The following is a 15,619-nucleotide window of genomic DNA, read 5'->3' as shown; positions in this document are numbered from 1 at the left end:
GACGCGGGTAGTCAAATAGCGTTCCGGTACCGCGATGAACGCCGTTTTATAGCTGCCGGGGCGAGTAGGGGATATGACGCGACTCAGCCGCCGCGGATTCCTCGCCGGAAGCGTCGCCCTCACCGGCGCAACTGCTGGCTGTCTCTCCGGAGGGTCCGGGGAGTCCGGAGACGACGGGTCCGACGACCGTTCGGTCCCCACTGCGAGCGGACAGCCCCTCTCGGCACCCGTCGCCGGCAACCCCGACGCCGACGTGACCGTCGCCGCCTACGAGGACTACGCCTGTCCCCACTGCAAGACGTACTCTCAGACGGTCTTCCCGAAGGTTCAAGAGAACTTCCTCGCCGACGGGACGGTTCGCTACGAGTTCCACGACTTCCCGATTCCGGTCGACGAGACCGTCTCGTGGCAGGCGGCAAACGCCGCCCGCAAGGTGCAGGACGCGGCGGGCGACGCCGCCTACTTCACCTACTCGAAGCGACTGTTCGAGAACCAGAGCCGTCTCGGTCCGGACGTGTACGCCGAACTCACCGACGGCCTCGACGTCGGCGGCGACGCCGTTCGAAAGGCCGCCACGGATCGGACCTACGACCCGACGGTACAGGCCGACCGCGACAGGGCCGTCGAGAAGGGGCTACGCGGCACCCCGACGGTCCTCGTGAACGACCAACCGGTCGAGTGGCAGGAGATAGCCTACGCACCCGTCCGGGACGCCATCCAGTCGGCGCTGAACGGATGAGCGACGACCACGAAGTCACGGTGCTGCGACTGGGCCACCGTCCCGGCCGTGACGAGCGCATGACAACCCACGTCGGCCTCACCGCCCGTGCGCTGGGCGCCGACCGCGTGGTGATGGCGGGGTCGGCCCGCGATCGAACCGACACCATCGTCGACATCACCGAGCGGTTCGGCGGCCCCTTCGAGGTAGACGTCACACAGGAACCCAAACGGCTCATCCGCGACTTCGAGGGCACCGTCGTCCACCTCACGATGTACGGCGAACCGGTCCAGGACGTGGAAGACGACGTCCGCGAGGCACACGCCGAGGGGCCGCTCTTGCTGGTCGTCGGCGCCGAGAAGGTCCCCTTCGAGGTGTACGAGAACGCGGACTACAACGTCGGCGTGACGAACCAGCCCCACTCGGAAGTGGCCTCGCTCGCGGTGTTCTTAGACCGCCTGTTCGAGGGGCGGGAACTCGACCGGGAGTGGGACGACCCGGACCGGGTCGTCGTCCCGATGGAGACGGGCAAGCGCGTGGTCGACCCCGACGAGGCCGAAGCCGACGAGTAGCGAGCGACCCGACGGTGCGCAAACGCACCGCGTTTACGAATCCCGGGGCGTGATCGCCAGCGAGCAAGCCGGAGGTTTTAACCACGTGACCCACCGAGACACGGATAATGGCTTTTGAGGATCTCCTGGAGGACCCGGTTATACAGAAGTACCTCCACGAGCTAGTCGGACCGAAAGGGATGCCGGTCGCCGCCGCGCCGCCGGACGGCGAAGTGACCGACGAGGAACTGGCCGAGGAGCTCGGACTCGAACTCAACGACGTTCGCCGAGCGCTGTTCATCCTCTACGAGAACGATCTGGCGTCGTATCGACGCCTCCGCGACGAGGACTCGGGGTGGCTCACCTACCTCTGGACGTTCGAGTACGACAAGATACCCGAACAACTAGAGGAGGAGATGTACCGCCTGCTCGACGGCCTCGAAGAGCGCCGTCAGTACGAGCGCGACAACGAGTTCTATCTCTGTGAGCACTGCGGCATCCGCTTCGAGTTCGGGGAAGCGATGGAGTTCGGCTTCGAGTGCCCCGAGTGTGGCAACCAGATCGACGCCATGGAGAACACCCGCCTCGTGACCGCCATGGAGGAGCGCATCGACGAACTGCGCGACGAACTGAACGTCGAGACGGAAGCTGAGGCCTGATGGTCGTCCTCGGAACCAAAGTGTACGTCACGGGCGATACCCGTGACCGTGCGCTCGACGGCCTGCGGTCGCTGGTCGCCAACGAACTCGGCGACCTGGACGTGACGTTCGACATCGGCCACCGGGAGGACGACTTCCCGACGGTCACCGTCGACGGCCCCGACGCCACCGTCGCCCGGAACCTCCTGCGTGAGGAGTTCGGCGAGATGGTCACCTCCCACGAGGACGGCGAGACGTACGTCGGGACCCTCGACTCGTGGGACGACGACGGGTTCGTCTTAGACGTCGGGTTCGGACAGGAGGTCCGCATCCCCGCGGACAACCTGAACCTCGGACAGGGGTCGCCCGCCCAGATTCGCAAGCGGTTCGGCGTCGTCCAGCACATGCCGCTTCGCTTCGTCGCCGGCGACGATCCGCGACTCGCCGACGAGGAAGTCGACCGCCTCTATGACTGGTCGCGCGGGAACGGTCGGGTCAACGCCAACAGCGTCACCCGGTCGAACGCCCGTGCGACGGTCAACCGGGCCGGCCACGCACAGGACATCGTGACCGTCGAGCGCATCGGCCTCCTCGAACAGAGTATCGTCTGTAACCCCGACACCGACGCGCCGGGCATCCTGTCCGACATCGGCCGGTTCATGCAATCGGAACTCCTCGCCGTCGTTCCCTGAGCTATGCAACGTCGCCACCTCGCTCTCCTCGGTATCGTCGCGCTGGTCGCGCTCTCTGGCTGTAGTGGTATATTCGGGCAACAGAACATCGACCCGAACCAACTCAACCAGAACGCCACCTACGACTGGGACACGCAGTCAAACGCGTCTGTCGTCCTCGACCGATCGTCGTACAGAGCGGTCTACGACGTCCGAAACAACGACACCTTCGAGGTGTACGACCGCGACGGCCTCGGGCGCGAACAGGCCGTCCCGATTCGGGCGCTGAAGTTCCGCTACGCGAACGGTACCGTCATCACGGAGGCCAACTCGTCGCTCAACGCCACCCGTGGCGGGAGTCAAACGACCATCCGGTTCCCGGGCAACGTCACCGGACAGGTCGCCTACAGTGCCCCGCGCAGCGGGAAGTCCTACGCGACACCGACCCACCTCGATGGTGCGACCTATCAGGTGACACTGCCACCGGGGGCTCGGGTCGGTATCCCGATGCTCTCGCAGGTCAGCCCCGGCGGCTACGAGACCGGCGTCGACGAGGAGACCAACCGAATGACCGTGCGGTGGTCCCAACCGGTCGACGCCCGACAGGTGAGCGTCAGGTACTATCTCGAACGCGACCTGCTCATCTTCGGTGGCCTCGCCCTCGTGGCTATCCTGATCGGTGGCGGCGGCACGCTGTACTACTACCGACAGTTGCAGGCGGTCAAACGAAAGCGCAAGGAGGCTGGCATCGACCTCGAAGAGGAGCAAGAGGACGACGACCCGCGGGACCGCGGTCCGCCGCCGGGAATGCGCTGACGGACGACAAACAGTATTTGTATCGCCACACCGTACCCCGGTGTATGCGCGTCGCGGTGGTCACGGTCGGAGACGAACTGCTCGCCGGAGAGACGGTCAACACGAACGCGGCGTGGCTGGGCCGACAGCTAGCCGACCGCGGCGTCACCGTCGAGCGAACGACCGTCGTCCCGGACCGGATCGCCGACATCGCACGGGTCGTCAACGAGTATCACGCCGAGTACGACGCGGTCATCGTGACCGGCGGCCTCGGTCCGACCCACGACGACGTGACGATAGACGGTGTCGCGGCCGCGTTCGGTCGTGACGTGGTCGAGAGCGAGGCGGCCCTGGCGTGGCTCGAAGAACACGGCGGCTACACCCGTGAGGACCTCACCGACGGCACGGGCGAGGTGCCGGAGGGGAGCCGCGTCCTCCCGAATCACGAGGGAGTCGCTCCCGGATGTGTAGTCGAACAGTGTTACGTGCTTCCCGGCGTTCCCGACGAGATGAAGCGGATGTTCGAGGAAGTGGCCGGGGAGTTCAGCGGCCAGAAACAGTACGTCCGGACCGTCGACGCCGCCGAACCCGAGAGCGCGCTCCTCGACAGACTCGCGGCGGTACAAGAGCGGTTCCCCGTCAAGGTCGGGAGCTATCCCGGCGAGACCGTCACAGTGCGGTTCGAGGGGCCTGACGAGGCCGTCGTCGAAGAAGCGGCGGCGTGGCTACACGAGCGAGTCGACGCACCCGAGACCGAGTGAGCACCGATACTCAGCGGTAGAGGTACTGGAGCCAGAGTGCTGTAAGCAAGAGCCCGCCGAGCGTGATGACCGCCCCGGCGGCACTGATGACGCCGGTCTGGACGTTCGCCTGCAGTAGTTCGAGCATACCGGCACTTCAGTGGCGGGTGGCTTGAAAGACACGCTCCCGGGTGCCTTTTGCCGCCGGGTATCCAACCGACTGCTATGCGACGTATCGGTGTCGTGGTCAACCCCATCGCGGGCATGGGTGGCCGCGTGGGACTGAAGGGAACCGACGGCAAGGTCGCCGAAGCACGCGAGCGCGGGGCCGAACAGCGCGCCCCGGACCGGGCACACGACGCACTCGAAGCACTTGCAGCCACGGGTGCGGACGTCGAACTCTTCACCTACGGCGACCCGATGGGTGCCTCGCTCGCCCGCGAGGCGGGGTTCGACCCGGTGGTCGTCGGCCACCCCGAGAACCCGGATGTGACTTCGAGTGCAGACACCAGAGCAGCGGTCCGGGCCTTCGTCGACCACGGCGTCGACGGCATCGGGTTCGTGGGCGGGGACGGCACCGCCGTCGACGTGGCAGAGACGCTCGACGAACTGGACGACGAGACGCCGATTCTCGGCGTTCCGGCGGGCGTCAAGGTGTACTCGTCGGTGTTCGGCGTCTCGCCCCGCGCGGCCGGACGCATCCTCGGGTCCTTCTCGGAGACGGAACCCGCCGAGGTCAACGACATAGACGAGGACGCGTTCAGAGGGGGCGAAGTGGTGACCGAACTGCGGGCCGTCGCCACCGTCCCGGTCGCCGACCAGCGCCAGTCGGCCAAGCAGTTGGGCGGCGGCACCGTCGAGACGCTCGCCGAGGGGGTCGCCGAAGGCGTTCGCCCGGGCGTCACGTACGTGCTTGGACCCGGGAGTACCGTCGGGGCAATCAAAGCGAAACTGGGGTTCGACGGAACGACGCTGGGCGTCGACGTCTGGCGGGACGGGGACCTGCTCGTCGCGGACGCCGCCGAATCGGACATTCTGGACGCACTCGGCGAGGAGAACGTCATCGTCGTCTCGCCCATCGGCGGGCAAGGGTTCGTCTTCGGACGGGGCAACCAGCAGCTCTCGCCGGCAGTCATCCGTCACTGCGACGTCGAAGTCGTCGCGTCCCGTCGGAAACTCGACGACATCGGGACGCTCCGTGTCGACACCGGTGATTCGGCGTTAGACGCCGAACTAGAGGGGTGGCTCAAAGTCCGCGTCGGACGGTACGAACGGCGCCTCGTCGAAGTCGTCGCCTGACAGACGTGGGTCGACAGCCGGCCACATCAAGTGATTGTATTCGACTGTCGGCATTAATTGGTGTATAGTGAAGATTAAGGTCGGTGGCGTATAAGAAAGGCCATATGGAAACGCGGAAAGTCCAGCGCCTCGGTCCCTCCACCCTCGCTATGACGTTACCGGCGGAGTGGGCGAGCGCACACGACGTGGAAAAAGGCGACGAAGTGTCACTCCGGATGGGCGGGAAAGGCACGCTGACTGTGATGCCCGAGTCCGTCCAGACCGAGGAGTCAGAGGCGATAATCCACGCCCAGAACCTCGATGCCGACGCCGTCGAACGGGCCATCGTCGCCCAGTACGTCCTCGGTCGGCGCATCATCCACGTCGAAGCCCCCGAGGGGCAGACGCTCGATTCGGCCCACATCAACGCCGTCTACAACGCAGAGACGCAGTTGATGGGGCTGGGTGTCATCGAGGAGACCCCCCAGCGCATCACCATCCGCTGTTCGGTCGACCCCGAGGACTTCACGCTCGACAACCTACTGGAACGACTGGAGTCGACCGGGTCGACCATGCGTAACGAGGCGGTCAAGGCGCTCGCTCACGGCAACCCCGACCTCGCCCAGCGGGCGCTGAACCGGGAACGGCAGGCCAACAAGATTTTCGTCCTGTTGCTTCGCCTCATCTTCACCTCCTATCAGAACCCCAATCTCGCGCGGGCGGTGGGGCTCGAAGACGGCTTCCCGCTCATCGGGTACCGCTCTATCGCGAAGAACCTCGAACTGACCGCCGACAACGCCGAGGACATCGCGGAGATCGCGCTGGAAGCGCCCGACCACGCCCTCGACGTCGACAGTTCGACGATGCGGCGCATCCGTGACTTCACCGACGAGGTCAACGAGATAACCGCGATGGCCGTACAGGCCGCCGTCAACCGGAACTACGACACCGCCATCGAGGTCAGTGAGGCGTACTCCGACATCGGCGATAAGGAACACGATATCCTCAACGACCTGCCGGAGATGGACAACCAGAAACTGCTGCAGGTCCGCGAAGTGCTCGTCAGCCTCCAGCAGACCGCCGAGTACGCCGTCAGGAACGCGGAGATAGCGACCAACCTCGCGCTGGACGAGGAGTCCGAACACACGACCATCCAGTAACGGTCGTCGGAATCAGCCGATTTTCGTCGCGACGGCGCGGGCGCTTATGCCGCCGGAGAGCGACCCGTCCAGCGGGGTGTCCCGCGGACACCGAGGAGGTGTTTGGCCGCGTCGACGCTGGCTGTGTCTACGTCAACCAACTCGTCAAGTCGGACCCACGGGTTCCCTTCGGCGGCATCAAACAATCCGGCTACGGCCGCGAACTCTCGGGTCCCGGTATCCGGGAGTTCGTCGACAGGAAGACCGTCTGGGTCGAATAGCGGGACCGCGGCGCTCAGCGACCGAGGGCGAGGATGCCGCCGTCGTCCGTCACCGTCTCGGTACTGGTCGCCGTCGGAGTGGCAGTCGTCGTCTCCGCCTCGGTGGCCGTCGCAGTGTCGGTGCTGTCGCTCCCACCGAGGACGCCGTCGTCCGTCGCCGTCTCGGTAGTCGCCGTCGTCGTTTCGGTGCTGCCACCGCCCAGAATCCCGTCGTCAGTTTCGATTGGGGTAGGCGTCGGCGTCTCGGTCGCAGACTCGGACTCGTTCGCCGAGTCGGACTCCGTCGTCGCGTTCTCGCCGGTCGGGTACTGTGCCTTGTTGCCGAAGATATCCGTCTCGATGGTCGTCTCGTAGTCGATGGCGTCTAGGTCGATGCGGAACTGCTCGCCGCCCCCTTCGAGGACGAGGTAGAAGTCGATAGAGAGGTCCGTCACCTGATTGCGTTCGAGGTGGGTGACCCACCACCGGTCGAGGTTCCCGTTCTGGATGGCGGTGTCCGCTTCGATAGTCTCCGTCTGGCCCGGCCCGATGGTGTAGCCGCGCTCTGTCTCACCCTCCCCGACGGTAACGTCGTTCATCGATATCTCGTAGCCGATTTTCGAGACCGTGTAGGGGTAGGGTTTCGGATTGTAGACGGTAAAGGCGAGGTCCATCGGCGTCTCGGACTCCGTGAGGTTCGCCCGGTCCCACGACCCGCGAGTCTCGTTGATGTACAGCACCGGGTCCGAGACGAGTGGCTGGTTCGCGTTCACTGGCCGCGTCTCGGTGGAGTTGAACTGGCCGATGATGTCCGTCTCGATGGTCTTGTCCTGCGTCACCGAGAGCGAGCGACCGCCGAGCATCGACGAGGAGACGTCGGCGTCGATGGTCACTTCGGTGGTCTCGCCGTTCTCGATGTGGGTGTGCCACCACGGCGGAATCTGTCCGTTCTGCATCTGGGTGGCGAACGCGAGCGTCGAGTTCCCCTTCGCCAGCGCCAGCCCGCTCTTGTCACCGCTGGCGATCGGGACGCCGTTCATCGCGACAGTGTAGTCGACAGCCGTCCCGCCGAGTTGCACCCCGACGGGGTTGGGGTTGTTCACCGTGAGGTTCGTGTGGACCGCCGTCGTCTCGTTCGAGACGCCCGCAAAGTGGTTGTCGACGGATTCGACGGTCGGTGCACCGACGGCGCCGAGGGCGAACGCGGCACCGCCAGCGGTGCCGAGAGCGAGCACGACGACGACGAGCAGTTTCAAGCGCCCGAGTCTAAACATTACACGGCGCTCTCTCGTCTGTCGCTATATGTCCTGTGGCTGGTGACTGGCCCGAATGAACTAAGTGGGCAACACGGAAACTCACTCGCATGGCGACGGAATCGCAGACTGATATGGGTATCGGGCTCGGCGTCCTGTTCGGGGTGGTCGCCGTCGGCGCCGCAGTGTTGACGGCCGTCAACAGCTACAACTACGCCATCCGGCACGCACAGGAACTCGATACGAGCGGGCTGTTGTTGAACAGCGGCGTCGGCTTCGGCGTGGCCATGCTCGCAGCGAGCCTGGCGCTCGTCGCGATACACGTCTACGACGCCTGAAGATCGCGGGTGGGTGCCGAAAGGAACGATTAAAACCGTTCAGAACGTACCTCTTCTATGGTCGATTTCAGCGAGGAGGACAGACGCATTCTGGAGTACCTCCGGGAGAGCGTCTCGCGGGGTGAGAGTTACTTCCGCGCCAAGAACATCGCCTCACAGCTCGGCCTGTCCTCGAAACAGGTCGGCGCTCGGTTACCCCGTCTGGCAGAGGAGGCAGACGAGGTAGACATCGAGAAATGGGGCCGCGCCCGCTCGACGACGTGGCGCGTGACGACGAGCTAGTCGGTGGATTCATTCCGGCGGAAACCTGAGCTACGTGCATGACTGTCCGGGTCGAGCGGTCGATGACTGTGTCGGCACCTCCCGAGCGAGTCTGGGCGTTCATCGCCGACCCGGACCAGCGGGCACGCCCGATTAGCGTCGTCAAGGACTGGGAGGTCACGAACGACGAGGAAGCGACGTGGCACATCTCGTTGCCGATTCCGATCATCGATCGAACGATCCGCATCGAGACGCGGGACGTAGAGCGGCGTGAACCCGAGTACGTCCGTTTCGTCGGTCGGTCGAGAGTGATGCAGGTACAGGGCGAACACGAACTCGAACCGACCGAGAGCGGCGGGACGAAACTGACCAATCGGTTCGTCGTCGACGGCAAACTCCCCGGCGTCGAACGGTTCTTCAAGCGGAATCTCGACGGCGAGATGGAGAACCTCGAACAGGCACTGCGTGACTATCTCGAAGTCGAAGTATGAGGCTCACACTCGCCCAGATTGCGGTCGAACCCGCGGCCGTGAGCGCGAACGTCGGACGGGCCATCGACGCCATCGACCGCGCGGCCGCGAACGGGGCCGACCTCGTGGTCCTGCCGGAGTTGTTCAACGTCGGGTACTTCGCGTTCGATAGCTACGCACGGCACGCGGAGGGCGTCGAGGGTGAGACGCTGACCGCCGTGCGCGAGGCGGCCGCCGAACACGGCGTGGCGATTCTCGCCGGGAGTGTCGTCGAGGACCTCGCCGCGAGCGCCGCCGCCGGCATCGACGTGCCCGTCGAGGACGGACTCGCCAACACCGCGGTGTTCTTCGACAGGGACGGGACGCGTCGCGCCATCTACCGGAAACACCACCTCTTCGGCTACGGGTCCGCCGAGACGGACCTCCTCGAACCGGGCCAACACCTCCCGACCGTCGACTTCGCCGGGTTCACCGTCGGCGTGACGACGTGTTACGACCTCCGGTTCCCGGAACTGTACCGGAGACTCGTCGACGACGGCGTGACGCTGACGCTCGTCCCGAGCGCGTGGCCCTACCCCCGCGTCGAGCACTGGAAGCTGTTTCCGAAGGCCCGCGCCGTCGAGAATCAGCTGTACGTCGCGGCGGCCAACGGCGTCGGGTCGTTCGAGGACGCGGAACTGCTGGGCCGGTCCACGGTGTACGACCCGTGGGGGACGGCGCTGGCCAGTTCCGCCGACGACCCGGCGCTCGTGAGTGCGACCGTCGACCCGGAGCGAGTCACGGCCGTCCGAGAGGCGTTCCCGGCGCTCGACGACCGACGGACAGAGTTCCGATAGGTTCAGTCGCTCTTTCACACAAAGCGCGCTTTGAGCGTCCGGCGACACTATACGCTGGCGACGACGATACGTAGTCGTCATGTCGAGGAACTCACTCGTCGTCGCGCTGGCCCTGACCCTCCTGCTCGCCGGGTGTGCGGGCATGGGCGGGAACCCGGCCGGCGGCGACGGTGCCGAACTGTCTGCCGACGGCGGTGACGGGTCCGCGCCTGCCGCAGAGGGTGCAAACCAACAGAGCGCCGATACGAGCGGCGGGGGGAGCGCACAGGTCGACGCGGCGGTCCAGCAACGGGCGATAATCAAGACCGGGCGGATGGTCGTCGAGGTGGAGAACTTCTCGCAGAGTCGTACAGCCATCGCCTCACAGGCCCGACAGTACGGCGGGTACGTGAGCGGGTCGAACCAGCGCCTTCACCGCTCGGGCAACGAGACGTGGATCTCCGGCTACGTCGTCGTCAGAGTGCCCAACGAGCAGTACCGGGCGATGCAAGACGACATCGCCGCGGAAGGAACGGTCCTGAGCGAGGAGACCCAGACGGACGACGTGACCGACCAGTTGGTCGACTTAGAGGCGCGACTGGAGAACCTGCGACAGCGCCGGGACCGCCTCCGGACGTTCTACGACGAGGCCAACGACACGGAGGAACTGCTCCGCATCGAAGAACAACTCTCCGAGGTGCAGGGCCAGATAGAACAACTCGAAGCCAAACAGCGCTCGCTCGAACAGCGCGTGGCGTACTCCACTATCCGTGTGGAACTGCAGGAACCGGAACCGGGCATCAGCCAGATTCGGACCCAGTACCACGAGCAGTCGCTGGCGGCCGTCTTCCTCCGGTCAGTGAACGACGTCTACGTCTTCGGGCGGGCGACCCTGGTGACGCTGGCCGCGGCGGCGCCGTGGCTGGGCGTGCTGGCCGTTCCGGCGTTCGGCCTGCGTCGAGTCCTCCGTGGGCGTCGACTCCCGTTCGTCGGCGGGAGCGAGAACAGTAGCGACCACGAGAGCAGCGGCGACAGCGATAGCGGGAGCGACGAGAAGGACGTACGCACAGCGGCCACTGCGTCGGACGACGAGACGGAGTCGGCGGCCGACGACGAGCGATAAGGGCCGGACACCGGGCCTTTTTTATCGGTGGCTCCGCTACGTGTGTTCGCCGGCAAGGCGCTTTTCACGTCGATGCCGGTACAACAGTCCGTCTCGCTGCTCGGCCACATGGCGTCGCTCGTCCGCCAAAGGCTGTCCGGACAGCCTTTCACGTCACTCCTCGTCGGCGGCGCCCAATCCACCGTTCCACTCTCTGGGTGTTCGATACAGTAGCGACGAGTCCAACAGACGTCCCGTGTTTCAACGCTCCGCTTTGTGCGCTAGCGCTCGCTGGAAGTGCTCGGCAGTGATGGTCACGTCGTCGGCACGTTCGCTGGCTTCCTCGGGCCCCATCTCTTCGGCGGCCTCGCGGATGGCGAGCATCGACGCCTCGCGAACCACCGCTTCCAGTTCCGCCCCGGAGAACCCCTCCGTCTCGGCCGCGAGGGCAGACAGGGAGATGCCGTCGGCGAGCGGCTTGCCGTCCGTGTGCACGTCGAGAATCGCCTCGCGGGCGTCGTGGTCGGGGTTCGGCACTTCGACGTGCTGTTCGAGACGGCCCGGCCGGAGGAGGGCGTCGTCTATCATGTCCCGCCGGTTCGTCGCCGCGAGGACGACGAGGTTCGGGTTCTCGGTGATGCCGTCCAGTTCTGCGAGCAACTGGGAGACGACCCGTTCGGTCACCTCGTTGCCCTGTCCGCGGTGGCTGGCGATGGCGTCGATTTCGTCTAAGAAGATGATGCTCGGTGCGGTCTGACGGGCGCGCTCGAACAGTTCTCGCACCGCTTCCTCGCTCTCGCCGACGTAGCGGTCCATTATCTCCGGCCCGGCGACGTGGATGAAGTTCACGTCGCTTTCGCCCGCGACGGCGCGCGCGAGCAGGGTCTTCCCGGTTCCCGGCGGGCCATAGAGCAGGATGCCGCTCGGCGGGTCCGTCTTCGTCACGGAGAACAGGTCGCCGTACTCGAGGGGCCACTCGATGGCCTCGGTGAGCGTCTGTTTGACCTCGCCGAGTCCGCCCACGTCGTCGAACGACACCGCCGGCGACTCGGCGACGTACTCCCGCATCGCGCTGGGTTCGACCGTCGCCAACGCCGCGTCGAAGTCGCTCTGTGTCACCTTGGCGTCCTCGCTACGTTCGGTGTCATCGCCCTCCCGGTCCGAGCGCTCACGCGGTTCGCGCTCGCGTTTGGCCCGCAGCGCCGACATCGCGGCCTCCGTCGTCAACGACGCGAGGTCGGCCCCGACGAAGCCATGGGTCTGGGCGGCGATGCGGTCTAGATCGACGCCGTCGTCGATAGGCATATCCCGCGTGTGGACGTCGAGAATCTCCCGCCGGCCGCCCTCGTCGGGGACGCCGATTTCGATCTCGCGGTCGAAGCGGCCGCCGCGGCGCAGGGCGGGGTCGACGGCGTCGACGCGATTGGTCGCGCCGATGACGACCACCCGGCCCCGGTCTTCGAGGCCGTCCATCAACGTCAGGAGTTGGGCGACGACGCGGTTCTCCATGTCGGCGTCGTCGTCCCGGGAGCCAGCGATGGAGTCGATTTCGTCGACGAACAGAATCGCGGGGGAGTTCTCCTCGGCGCGGTCGAACGCCTCGCGCAGTCGCTCCTCGCTCTCGCCCTTGTACTTCGAGACGATTTCCGGGCCGGAGATAGTATCGAAGTACGCGTCCACCTCGTTGGCGACGGCGCGGGCGATGAGCGTCTTCCCGGTGCCCGGCGGGCCGTGCAGGAGGACGCCGCTGGGCGGGTCGATACCCAGCCGTCGGAACTCGTCGGGTTCCGAGAGGGGCATCTCTATCATCTCCCGGATGCGGTCGAGTTCCTCGTCTAAGCCACCGATGTCCTCGTAGCTCACGCCGGTCTCCGTCGCCGCCGGTCCGGCGTTTTGTGGCTCCGTAGCGCCCGTCTGGTGGTCGCTCGTGTCACCGCCGGAGTCCTCGGTACGTGGGAGAAGGGAGACGTCAGTCCGGTCGGTGACGCGGACCGGCCCGTCCGGGTCGGTCGAGAGGACGCGGAACGTCCCGAGGCCGTCGATGTGGGTCCGCTCGTCGGCCTGCACCATCTGGTCGACCAGTCGCGTCCGCACCATGTGTTCGTACTCGTCGGTACCCGGCAGGGGTTCCATCGGCTGGATACTGATGGTGTTCGCCTCGGTGACAGAGCCGGCTCGAACCGTCACCGTGTCGCCGATATTGACCCCGGCGTTGGCCCGCGTATCGGAGTCGATGCGGACCGTCGACCCGTCGTCGTCGCCGGGCCACACCTTGACGACGGTCATCCGCTCGCCCTCGATGATGACCGGCGACCCGCTCAGCACGCCGAGTTCGCTCCGCACGGACTCGGGGAGGCGCGCGATGCCGCGGCCGGCGTCGCGTTTGTGCGCTCCCTCGACAGTGAGTTCGATACCGCCGTCGCTGGACCCGCTCATGCCGTCGGCTAGCCGTCCGGTCCTCTTGAGGGTTCCCGTTGTGTCGCGGGAAAACAATTTACGCTCGGCCGTCGGACAGACTCACATGGTTGTCACTACCGAGCGCGACGAGATGACATGGTACAAATGCGAGACGTGCGGGCTAATGTTCGACGACCAAGACGACGCGCGACAACACGAAGCCAACTGCGACGACGAGGACCCGTCGTACATCCAGTAGCGACCGAGTCGGTTTTGCAGCGGGCAGGCCCCGACGGGCCGTTTCGGTTCGAGTAGCGGTGTCCGGAGACGCTGTGTTCGTCCGGGTTACGAGCCCTCCGGAACGATTTCGTAGCTCCGCTCGCCCATCTCGTCCTCTTCGAAGACGAACACGCGGCCGTCGGCCACCGAGAAGTCGACGTCGACCTCGACGCGCATCTGGTGGTCCCGCACCGTCACACCGGGGAACAGTTCGTCTTCTTCGCCGTCCGTCAAGATGACCCGACCGACGCCGCTCTCCTCGATGATGTCGTCGTGGGTCCGCAGGTCGTTGACGTAGACGAGGATGCCCGACGTCTCCGTCGAGTCGGTGATGAGGACGTGCGTGTCTTTGCCCGGGGACGTCCGGACGCGCTCCTCGGCTTTCGCGGGAACGCCGTGGTAGAAGGCGGTCCGTCCGTCGAGGTACTCGACAGCGATGCCGTCTTCGCTCAGTTCGACAGAGAGGGTGTCCGGCGGCACGTCGGAACGGTTGCTCATACGCCCCCTTGCCCTCGCCGGTGGAAAAACGGCTCGTTGTCGTCGTGGCCGGTTCCGCAGATGGTAAATAGCCCCGGACAGGAGAACTGAGCGATGGAAGGCACGGCAGCAGCACCGGCCGCTGGGACGGTGCTCAACGCGCTGGCGACCGGCCGCGGGTCGGCGTTCGCCATCGACGAGTACACGACGGCGACCGTCGAAGTGTCGACGGACGACGAGAGCGTGACCGGCGAGGTAGCCGGTGCCCCGGACGCCGATACGCGCCTCGTGGAACGCTGCGTCGAGTACGTCCTCGACGCCCACGGCGGCGCAGTCGGGACCCCGCCGGCCGTCGGCGGCCACGTCCGCACGGAGAGCGAGGTGCCGATGGCCTCCGGGCTCAAGAGTTCGAGCGCGGCGGCCAACGCCACCGTGATGGCGACGCTCGACGCTCTCGGCGCCACCGACCGGATGACACGGGAAGACATGGCGCGGCTCGGCGTGATGGCCGCCCGGGACGCGGGCGTGACTATCACCGGCGCGTTCGACGACGCCTCGGCGTCGATGCTCGGCGGCGTCACCGTCACCGACAACGACGCCGACGACCTGTTGGCCCGCGACGAGGTGGACTGGGACGTGCTGGTCTGGACGCCGCCGGAACAGTCGTTCTCGGCGGACGCCGACGTGGAGCGCTGTCGCCAGATAGCGCCCATGGCCCGCCTCGTCGAGGACCTCGCGCTGGACGGGGCATACGAGCGGGCGATGACGGTCAACGGCCTCGCGTTCTGTGCGGCGCTGCAGTTCGACACCGAACCGCTCGTCGAGGGGCTGCGACACGTCGAGGGCGTCTCGCTGTCTGGGACTGGCCCCTCGTTCACCGCCGTCGGCGACCGCGACGCGCTCGAACAGGTACGCGAATACTGGGCGGAACGACCCGGCACGACGCTGTTGACCACCACACAGACGGAGGGAACCCACACAGTATGAGTTCGAACTCGAATACGAGCCCGGAGGATATGTCGCTAGATGAACTGCGCGACGAGATTCGCACTATCGACCGCGAGATAGTCGAGAAGATAGCCCAGCGGACCTACGTGGCCGACACTATCGCGGAGGTCAAAGCCGAGAAGGACCTGCCGACCACCGACGAGGAGCAAGAACAGGCCGTGATGGACCGCGCCGGCCAGAACGCCGAGCAGTTCGACGTCGACGCCAACCTCGTGAAGGCGATGTTCCGGCTCCTCATCGAGTTGAACAAGGTCGAGCAGCGCGAGAATCGGTAGCCGGAAACGGCTCCCGCAGTCCATCTATCCGCGGCTTACTGTTTCGCCTCTTCTGGCGACCGGATACGGGTGAACCGGTCCACGAAATCCGTCGCGGTACGATTAGCAGCGAATCAGTTGCTCGCAGGAAAATCACTCCATAGCTCGAGCGTGA

General features: G+C 65.9%; 19 protein-coding genes and 1 pseudogene. 17 read left to right on the top strand and 3 right to left on the bottom strand.

What is annotated here, in order from left to right; genetic code table 11:
* The first annotated feature begins 73 nt into the window (after window positions 1-73).
* The 9 genes and pseudogenes from NDI85_RS01610 to NDI85_RS01570 all read left to right on the top strand — a co-directional run.
* The gene (locus NDI85_RS01610; protein ID WP_188995139.1) at window positions 74-739 is read left to right on the top strand and encodes a thioredoxin domain-containing protein; all 666 of its coding nucleotides are present in this window, start codon (window positions 74-76) and stop codon (window positions 737-739) included.
* The gene (locus tag NDI85_RS01605) at window positions 736-1,290 is read left to right on the top strand and encodes a tRNA (cytidine(56)-2'-O)-methyltransferase (RefSeq protein ID WP_188995141.1); all 555 of its coding nucleotides are present in this window, start codon (window positions 736-738) and stop codon (window positions 1,288-1,290) included. The genes NDI85_RS01610 and NDI85_RS01605 overlap by 4 nt, the downstream gene beginning before the upstream one ends.
* Before the next feature lie 107 nt (window positions 1,291-1,397).
* Window positions 1,398-1,928, top strand: a complete 531-nt coding sequence (gene tfe / locus NDI85_RS01600) for a transcription factor E (RefSeq protein ID WP_166970231.1) — start codon at window positions 1,398-1,400, stop codon at window positions 1,926-1,928.
* On the top strand, window positions 1,928-2,599 hold the full coding sequence (locus NDI85_RS01595) for a DUF2110 family protein (protein ID WP_188995143.1): 672 nt from the start codon (window positions 1,928-1,930) through the stop codon (window positions 2,597-2,599). Before tfe ends, NDI85_RS01595 begins: the two co-directional genes overlap by 1 nt.
* Before the next feature lie 3 nt (window positions 2,600-2,602).
* Complete coding sequence (locus tag NDI85_RS01590; protein ID WP_166970235.1) at window positions 2,603-3,394, top strand: DUF5803 family protein; 792 nt, start codon at window positions 2,603-2,605, stop codon at window positions 3,392-3,394.
* Window positions 3,395-3,438: 44 nt separating this feature from the next.
* Entirely contained in the window at window positions 3,439-4,134 is a 696-nt protein-coding gene (locus NDI85_RS01585; RefSeq protein ID WP_188995147.1) for a molybdopterin-binding protein, read from the top strand.
* A gap of 204 nt (window positions 4,135-4,338) precedes the next feature.
* The gene (locus tag NDI85_RS01580) at window positions 4,339-5,412 is read left to right on the top strand and encodes an ATP-NAD kinase family protein (RefSeq protein WP_188995148.1); all 1,074 of its coding nucleotides are present in this window, start codon (window positions 4,339-4,341) and stop codon (window positions 5,410-5,412) included.
* Window positions 5,413-5,516: 104 nt separating this feature from the next.
* Window positions 5,517-6,551 (top strand): phosphate uptake regulator PhoU, encoded by a 1,035-nt coding sequence (locus tag NDI85_RS01575; protein WP_166970241.1) that lies wholly within the window; start codon window positions 5,517-5,519, stop codon window positions 6,549-6,551.
* Window positions 6,552-6,643: 92 nt separating this feature from the next.
* Window positions 6,644-6,811, top strand: a pseudogene (locus tag NDI85_RS01570) (aldehyde dehydrogenase family protein); the annotation flags it as partial.
* Between the two features lie 14 nt (window positions 6,812-6,825).
* On the opposite strand, the gene NDI85_RS01565 reads toward NDI85_RS01570, so the two are convergent.
* The gene (locus tag NDI85_RS01565) at window positions 6,826-8,064 is read right to left on the bottom strand and encodes an LEA type 2 family protein (protein ID WP_310914719.1); all 1,239 of its coding nucleotides are present in this window, start codon (window positions 8,062-8,064) and stop codon (window positions 6,826-6,828) included.
* A gap of 89 nt (window positions 8,065-8,153) precedes the next feature.
* On the opposite strand from NDI85_RS01565, the gene NDI85_RS01560 reads away from it, so the two are divergent.
* The 5 genes from NDI85_RS01560 (at window position 8,154) to NDI85_RS01540 (ending at window position 11,050) form a co-directional block, all read left to right on the top strand.
* The gene (locus tag NDI85_RS01560) at window positions 8,154-8,381 is read left to right on the top strand and encodes a hypothetical protein (RefSeq protein WP_227015542.1); all 228 of its coding nucleotides are present in this window, start codon (window positions 8,154-8,156) and stop codon (window positions 8,379-8,381) included.
* 57 nt (window positions 8,382-8,438) lie between these two features.
* Complete coding sequence (locus tag NDI85_RS01555; RefSeq protein WP_166970245.1) at window positions 8,439-8,663, top strand: hypothetical protein; 225 nt, start codon at window positions 8,439-8,441, stop codon at window positions 8,661-8,663.
* A gap of 38 nt (window positions 8,664-8,701) precedes the next feature.
* Window positions 8,702-9,133 (top strand): SRPBCC family protein, encoded by a 432-nt coding sequence (locus tag NDI85_RS01550; protein WP_188995152.1) that lies wholly within the window; start codon window positions 8,702-8,704, stop codon window positions 9,131-9,133.
* Complete coding sequence (locus tag NDI85_RS01545; RefSeq protein WP_188995154.1) at window positions 9,130-9,948, top strand: nitrilase-related carbon-nitrogen hydrolase; 819 nt, start codon at window positions 9,130-9,132, stop codon at window positions 9,946-9,948. The genes NDI85_RS01550 and NDI85_RS01545 overlap by 4 nt, the downstream gene beginning before the upstream one ends.
* A gap of 79 nt (window positions 9,949-10,027) precedes the next feature.
* A complete protein-coding gene (locus NDI85_RS01540) occupies window positions 10,028-11,050 on the top strand; it encodes a DUF4349 domain-containing protein (RefSeq protein WP_310914718.1) in 1,023 nt (340 codons plus the stop codon).
* Between the two features lie 240 nt (window positions 11,051-11,290).
* Here NDI85_RS01540 and NDI85_RS01535 read toward each other — a convergent pair whose 3' ends face one another.
* Window positions 11,291-13,465 (bottom strand): CDC48 family AAA ATPase, encoded by a 2,175-nt coding sequence (locus NDI85_RS01535; protein WP_188995158.1) that lies wholly within the window; start codon window positions 13,463-13,465, stop codon window positions 11,291-11,293.
* Window positions 13,466-13,550: 85 nt separating this feature from the next.
* Between NDI85_RS01535 and NDI85_RS01530 the strand changes: the two genes are divergently transcribed.
* Window positions 13,551-13,685: a hypothetical protein gene (locus NDI85_RS01530; RefSeq protein WP_255491942.1), complete on the top strand. Its 135-nt coding sequence runs from the start codon at window positions 13,551-13,553 to the stop codon at window positions 13,683-13,685.
* A gap of 86 nt (window positions 13,686-13,771) precedes the next feature.
* Here NDI85_RS01530 and NDI85_RS01525 read toward each other — a convergent pair whose 3' ends face one another.
* Window positions 13,772-14,203 (bottom strand): DUF5796 family protein, encoded by a 432-nt coding sequence (locus tag NDI85_RS01525; protein WP_188995160.1) that lies wholly within the window; start codon window positions 14,201-14,203, stop codon window positions 13,772-13,774.
* Between the two features lie 93 nt (window positions 14,204-14,296).
* Here NDI85_RS01525 and NDI85_RS01520 point away from each other — a divergent pair, with 93 nt between their 5' ends.
* On the top strand, window positions 14,297-15,169 hold the full coding sequence (locus NDI85_RS01520) for a shikimate kinase (protein WP_188995162.1): 873 nt from the start codon (window positions 14,297-14,299) through the stop codon (window positions 15,167-15,169).
* Complete coding sequence (locus NDI85_RS01515; protein WP_310914717.1) at window positions 15,166-15,465, top strand: chorismate mutase; 300 nt, start codon at window positions 15,166-15,168, stop codon at window positions 15,463-15,465. Before NDI85_RS01520 ends, NDI85_RS01515 begins: the two co-directional genes overlap by 4 nt.
* Window positions 15,466-15,619: the final 154 nt, after the last annotated feature.

This window comes from Haloarcula sp. S1AR25-4 (assembly GCF_031624555.1).
GTDB classification, from domain to species: Archaea; Halobacteriota; Halobacteria; order Halobacteriales; family Haloarculaceae; genus Haloarcula; species Haloarcula pellucida.
The sequence above is the reverse complement of the archived record's forward strand: the minus strand, read 5'-3'. Positions and strand labels throughout refer to the sequence as shown.

Bases quoted from the DNA above. Each gene is read 5' to 3' on its own strand.
- NDI85_RS01610 (WP_188995139.1), top strand. From the start codon at position 74: ATGACGCGACTCAGCCGCCGCGGATTCCTCGCCGGAAGCGTCGCCCTC.
- NDI85_RS01605 (WP_188995141.1), top strand. From the start codon at position 736: ATGAGCGACGACCACGAAGTCACGGTGCTGCGACTGGGCCACCGTCCC.
- tfe (WP_166970231.1), top strand. From the start codon at position 1,398: ATGGCTTTTGAGGATCTCCTGGAGGACCCGGTTATACAGAAGTACCTC.
- NDI85_RS01595 (WP_188995143.1), top strand. From the start codon at position 1,928: ATGGTCGTCCTCGGAACCAAAGTGTACGTCACGGGCGATACCCGTGAC.
- NDI85_RS01590 (WP_166970235.1), top strand. From the start codon at position 2,603: ATGCAACGTCGCCACCTCGCTCTCCTCGGTATCGTCGCGCTGGTCGCG.
- NDI85_RS01585 (WP_188995147.1), top strand. From the start codon at position 3,439: ATGCGCGTCGCGGTGGTCACGGTCGGAGACGAACTGCTCGCCGGAGAG.
- NDI85_RS01580 (WP_188995148.1), top strand. From the start codon at position 4,339: ATGCGACGTATCGGTGTCGTGGTCAACCCCATCGCGGGCATGGGTGGC.
- NDI85_RS01575 (WP_166970241.1), top strand. From the start codon at position 5,517: ATGGAAACGCGGAAAGTCCAGCGCCTCGGTCCCTCCACCCTCGCTATG.
- NDI85_RS01565 (WP_310914719.1), bottom strand. From the start codon at position 8,064: ATGTTTAGACTCGGGCGCTTGAAACTGCTCGTCGTCGTCGTGCTCGCT.
- NDI85_RS01560 (WP_227015542.1), top strand. From the start codon at position 8,154: ATGGCGACGGAATCGCAGACTGATATGGGTATCGGGCTCGGCGTCCTG.
- NDI85_RS01555 (WP_166970245.1), top strand. From the start codon at position 8,439: ATGGTCGATTTCAGCGAGGAGGACAGACGCATTCTGGAGTACCTCCGG.
- NDI85_RS01550 (WP_188995152.1), top strand. From the start codon at position 8,702: ATGACTGTCCGGGTCGAGCGGTCGATGACTGTGTCGGCACCTCCCGAG.
- NDI85_RS01545 (WP_188995154.1), top strand. From the start codon at position 9,130: ATGAGGCTCACACTCGCCCAGATTGCGGTCGAACCCGCGGCCGTGAGC.
- NDI85_RS01540 (WP_310914718.1), top strand. From the start codon at position 10,028: ATGTCGAGGAACTCACTCGTCGTCGCGCTGGCCCTGACCCTCCTGCTC.
- NDI85_RS01535 (WP_188995158.1), bottom strand. From the start codon at position 13,465: ATGAGCGGGTCCAGCGACGGCGGTATCGAACTCACTGTCGAGGGAGCG.
- NDI85_RS01530 (WP_255491942.1), top strand. From the start codon at position 13,551: ATGGTTGTCACTACCGAGCGCGACGAGATGACATGGTACAAATGCGAG.
- NDI85_RS01525 (WP_188995160.1), bottom strand. From the start codon at position 14,203: ATGAGCAACCGTTCCGACGTGCCGCCGGACACCCTCTCTGTCGAACTG.
- NDI85_RS01520 (WP_188995162.1), top strand. From the start codon at position 14,297: ATGGAAGGCACGGCAGCAGCACCGGCCGCTGGGACGGTGCTCAACGCG.
- NDI85_RS01515 (WP_310914717.1), top strand. From the start codon at position 15,166: ATGAGTTCGAACTCGAATACGAGCCCGGAGGATATGTCGCTAGATGAA.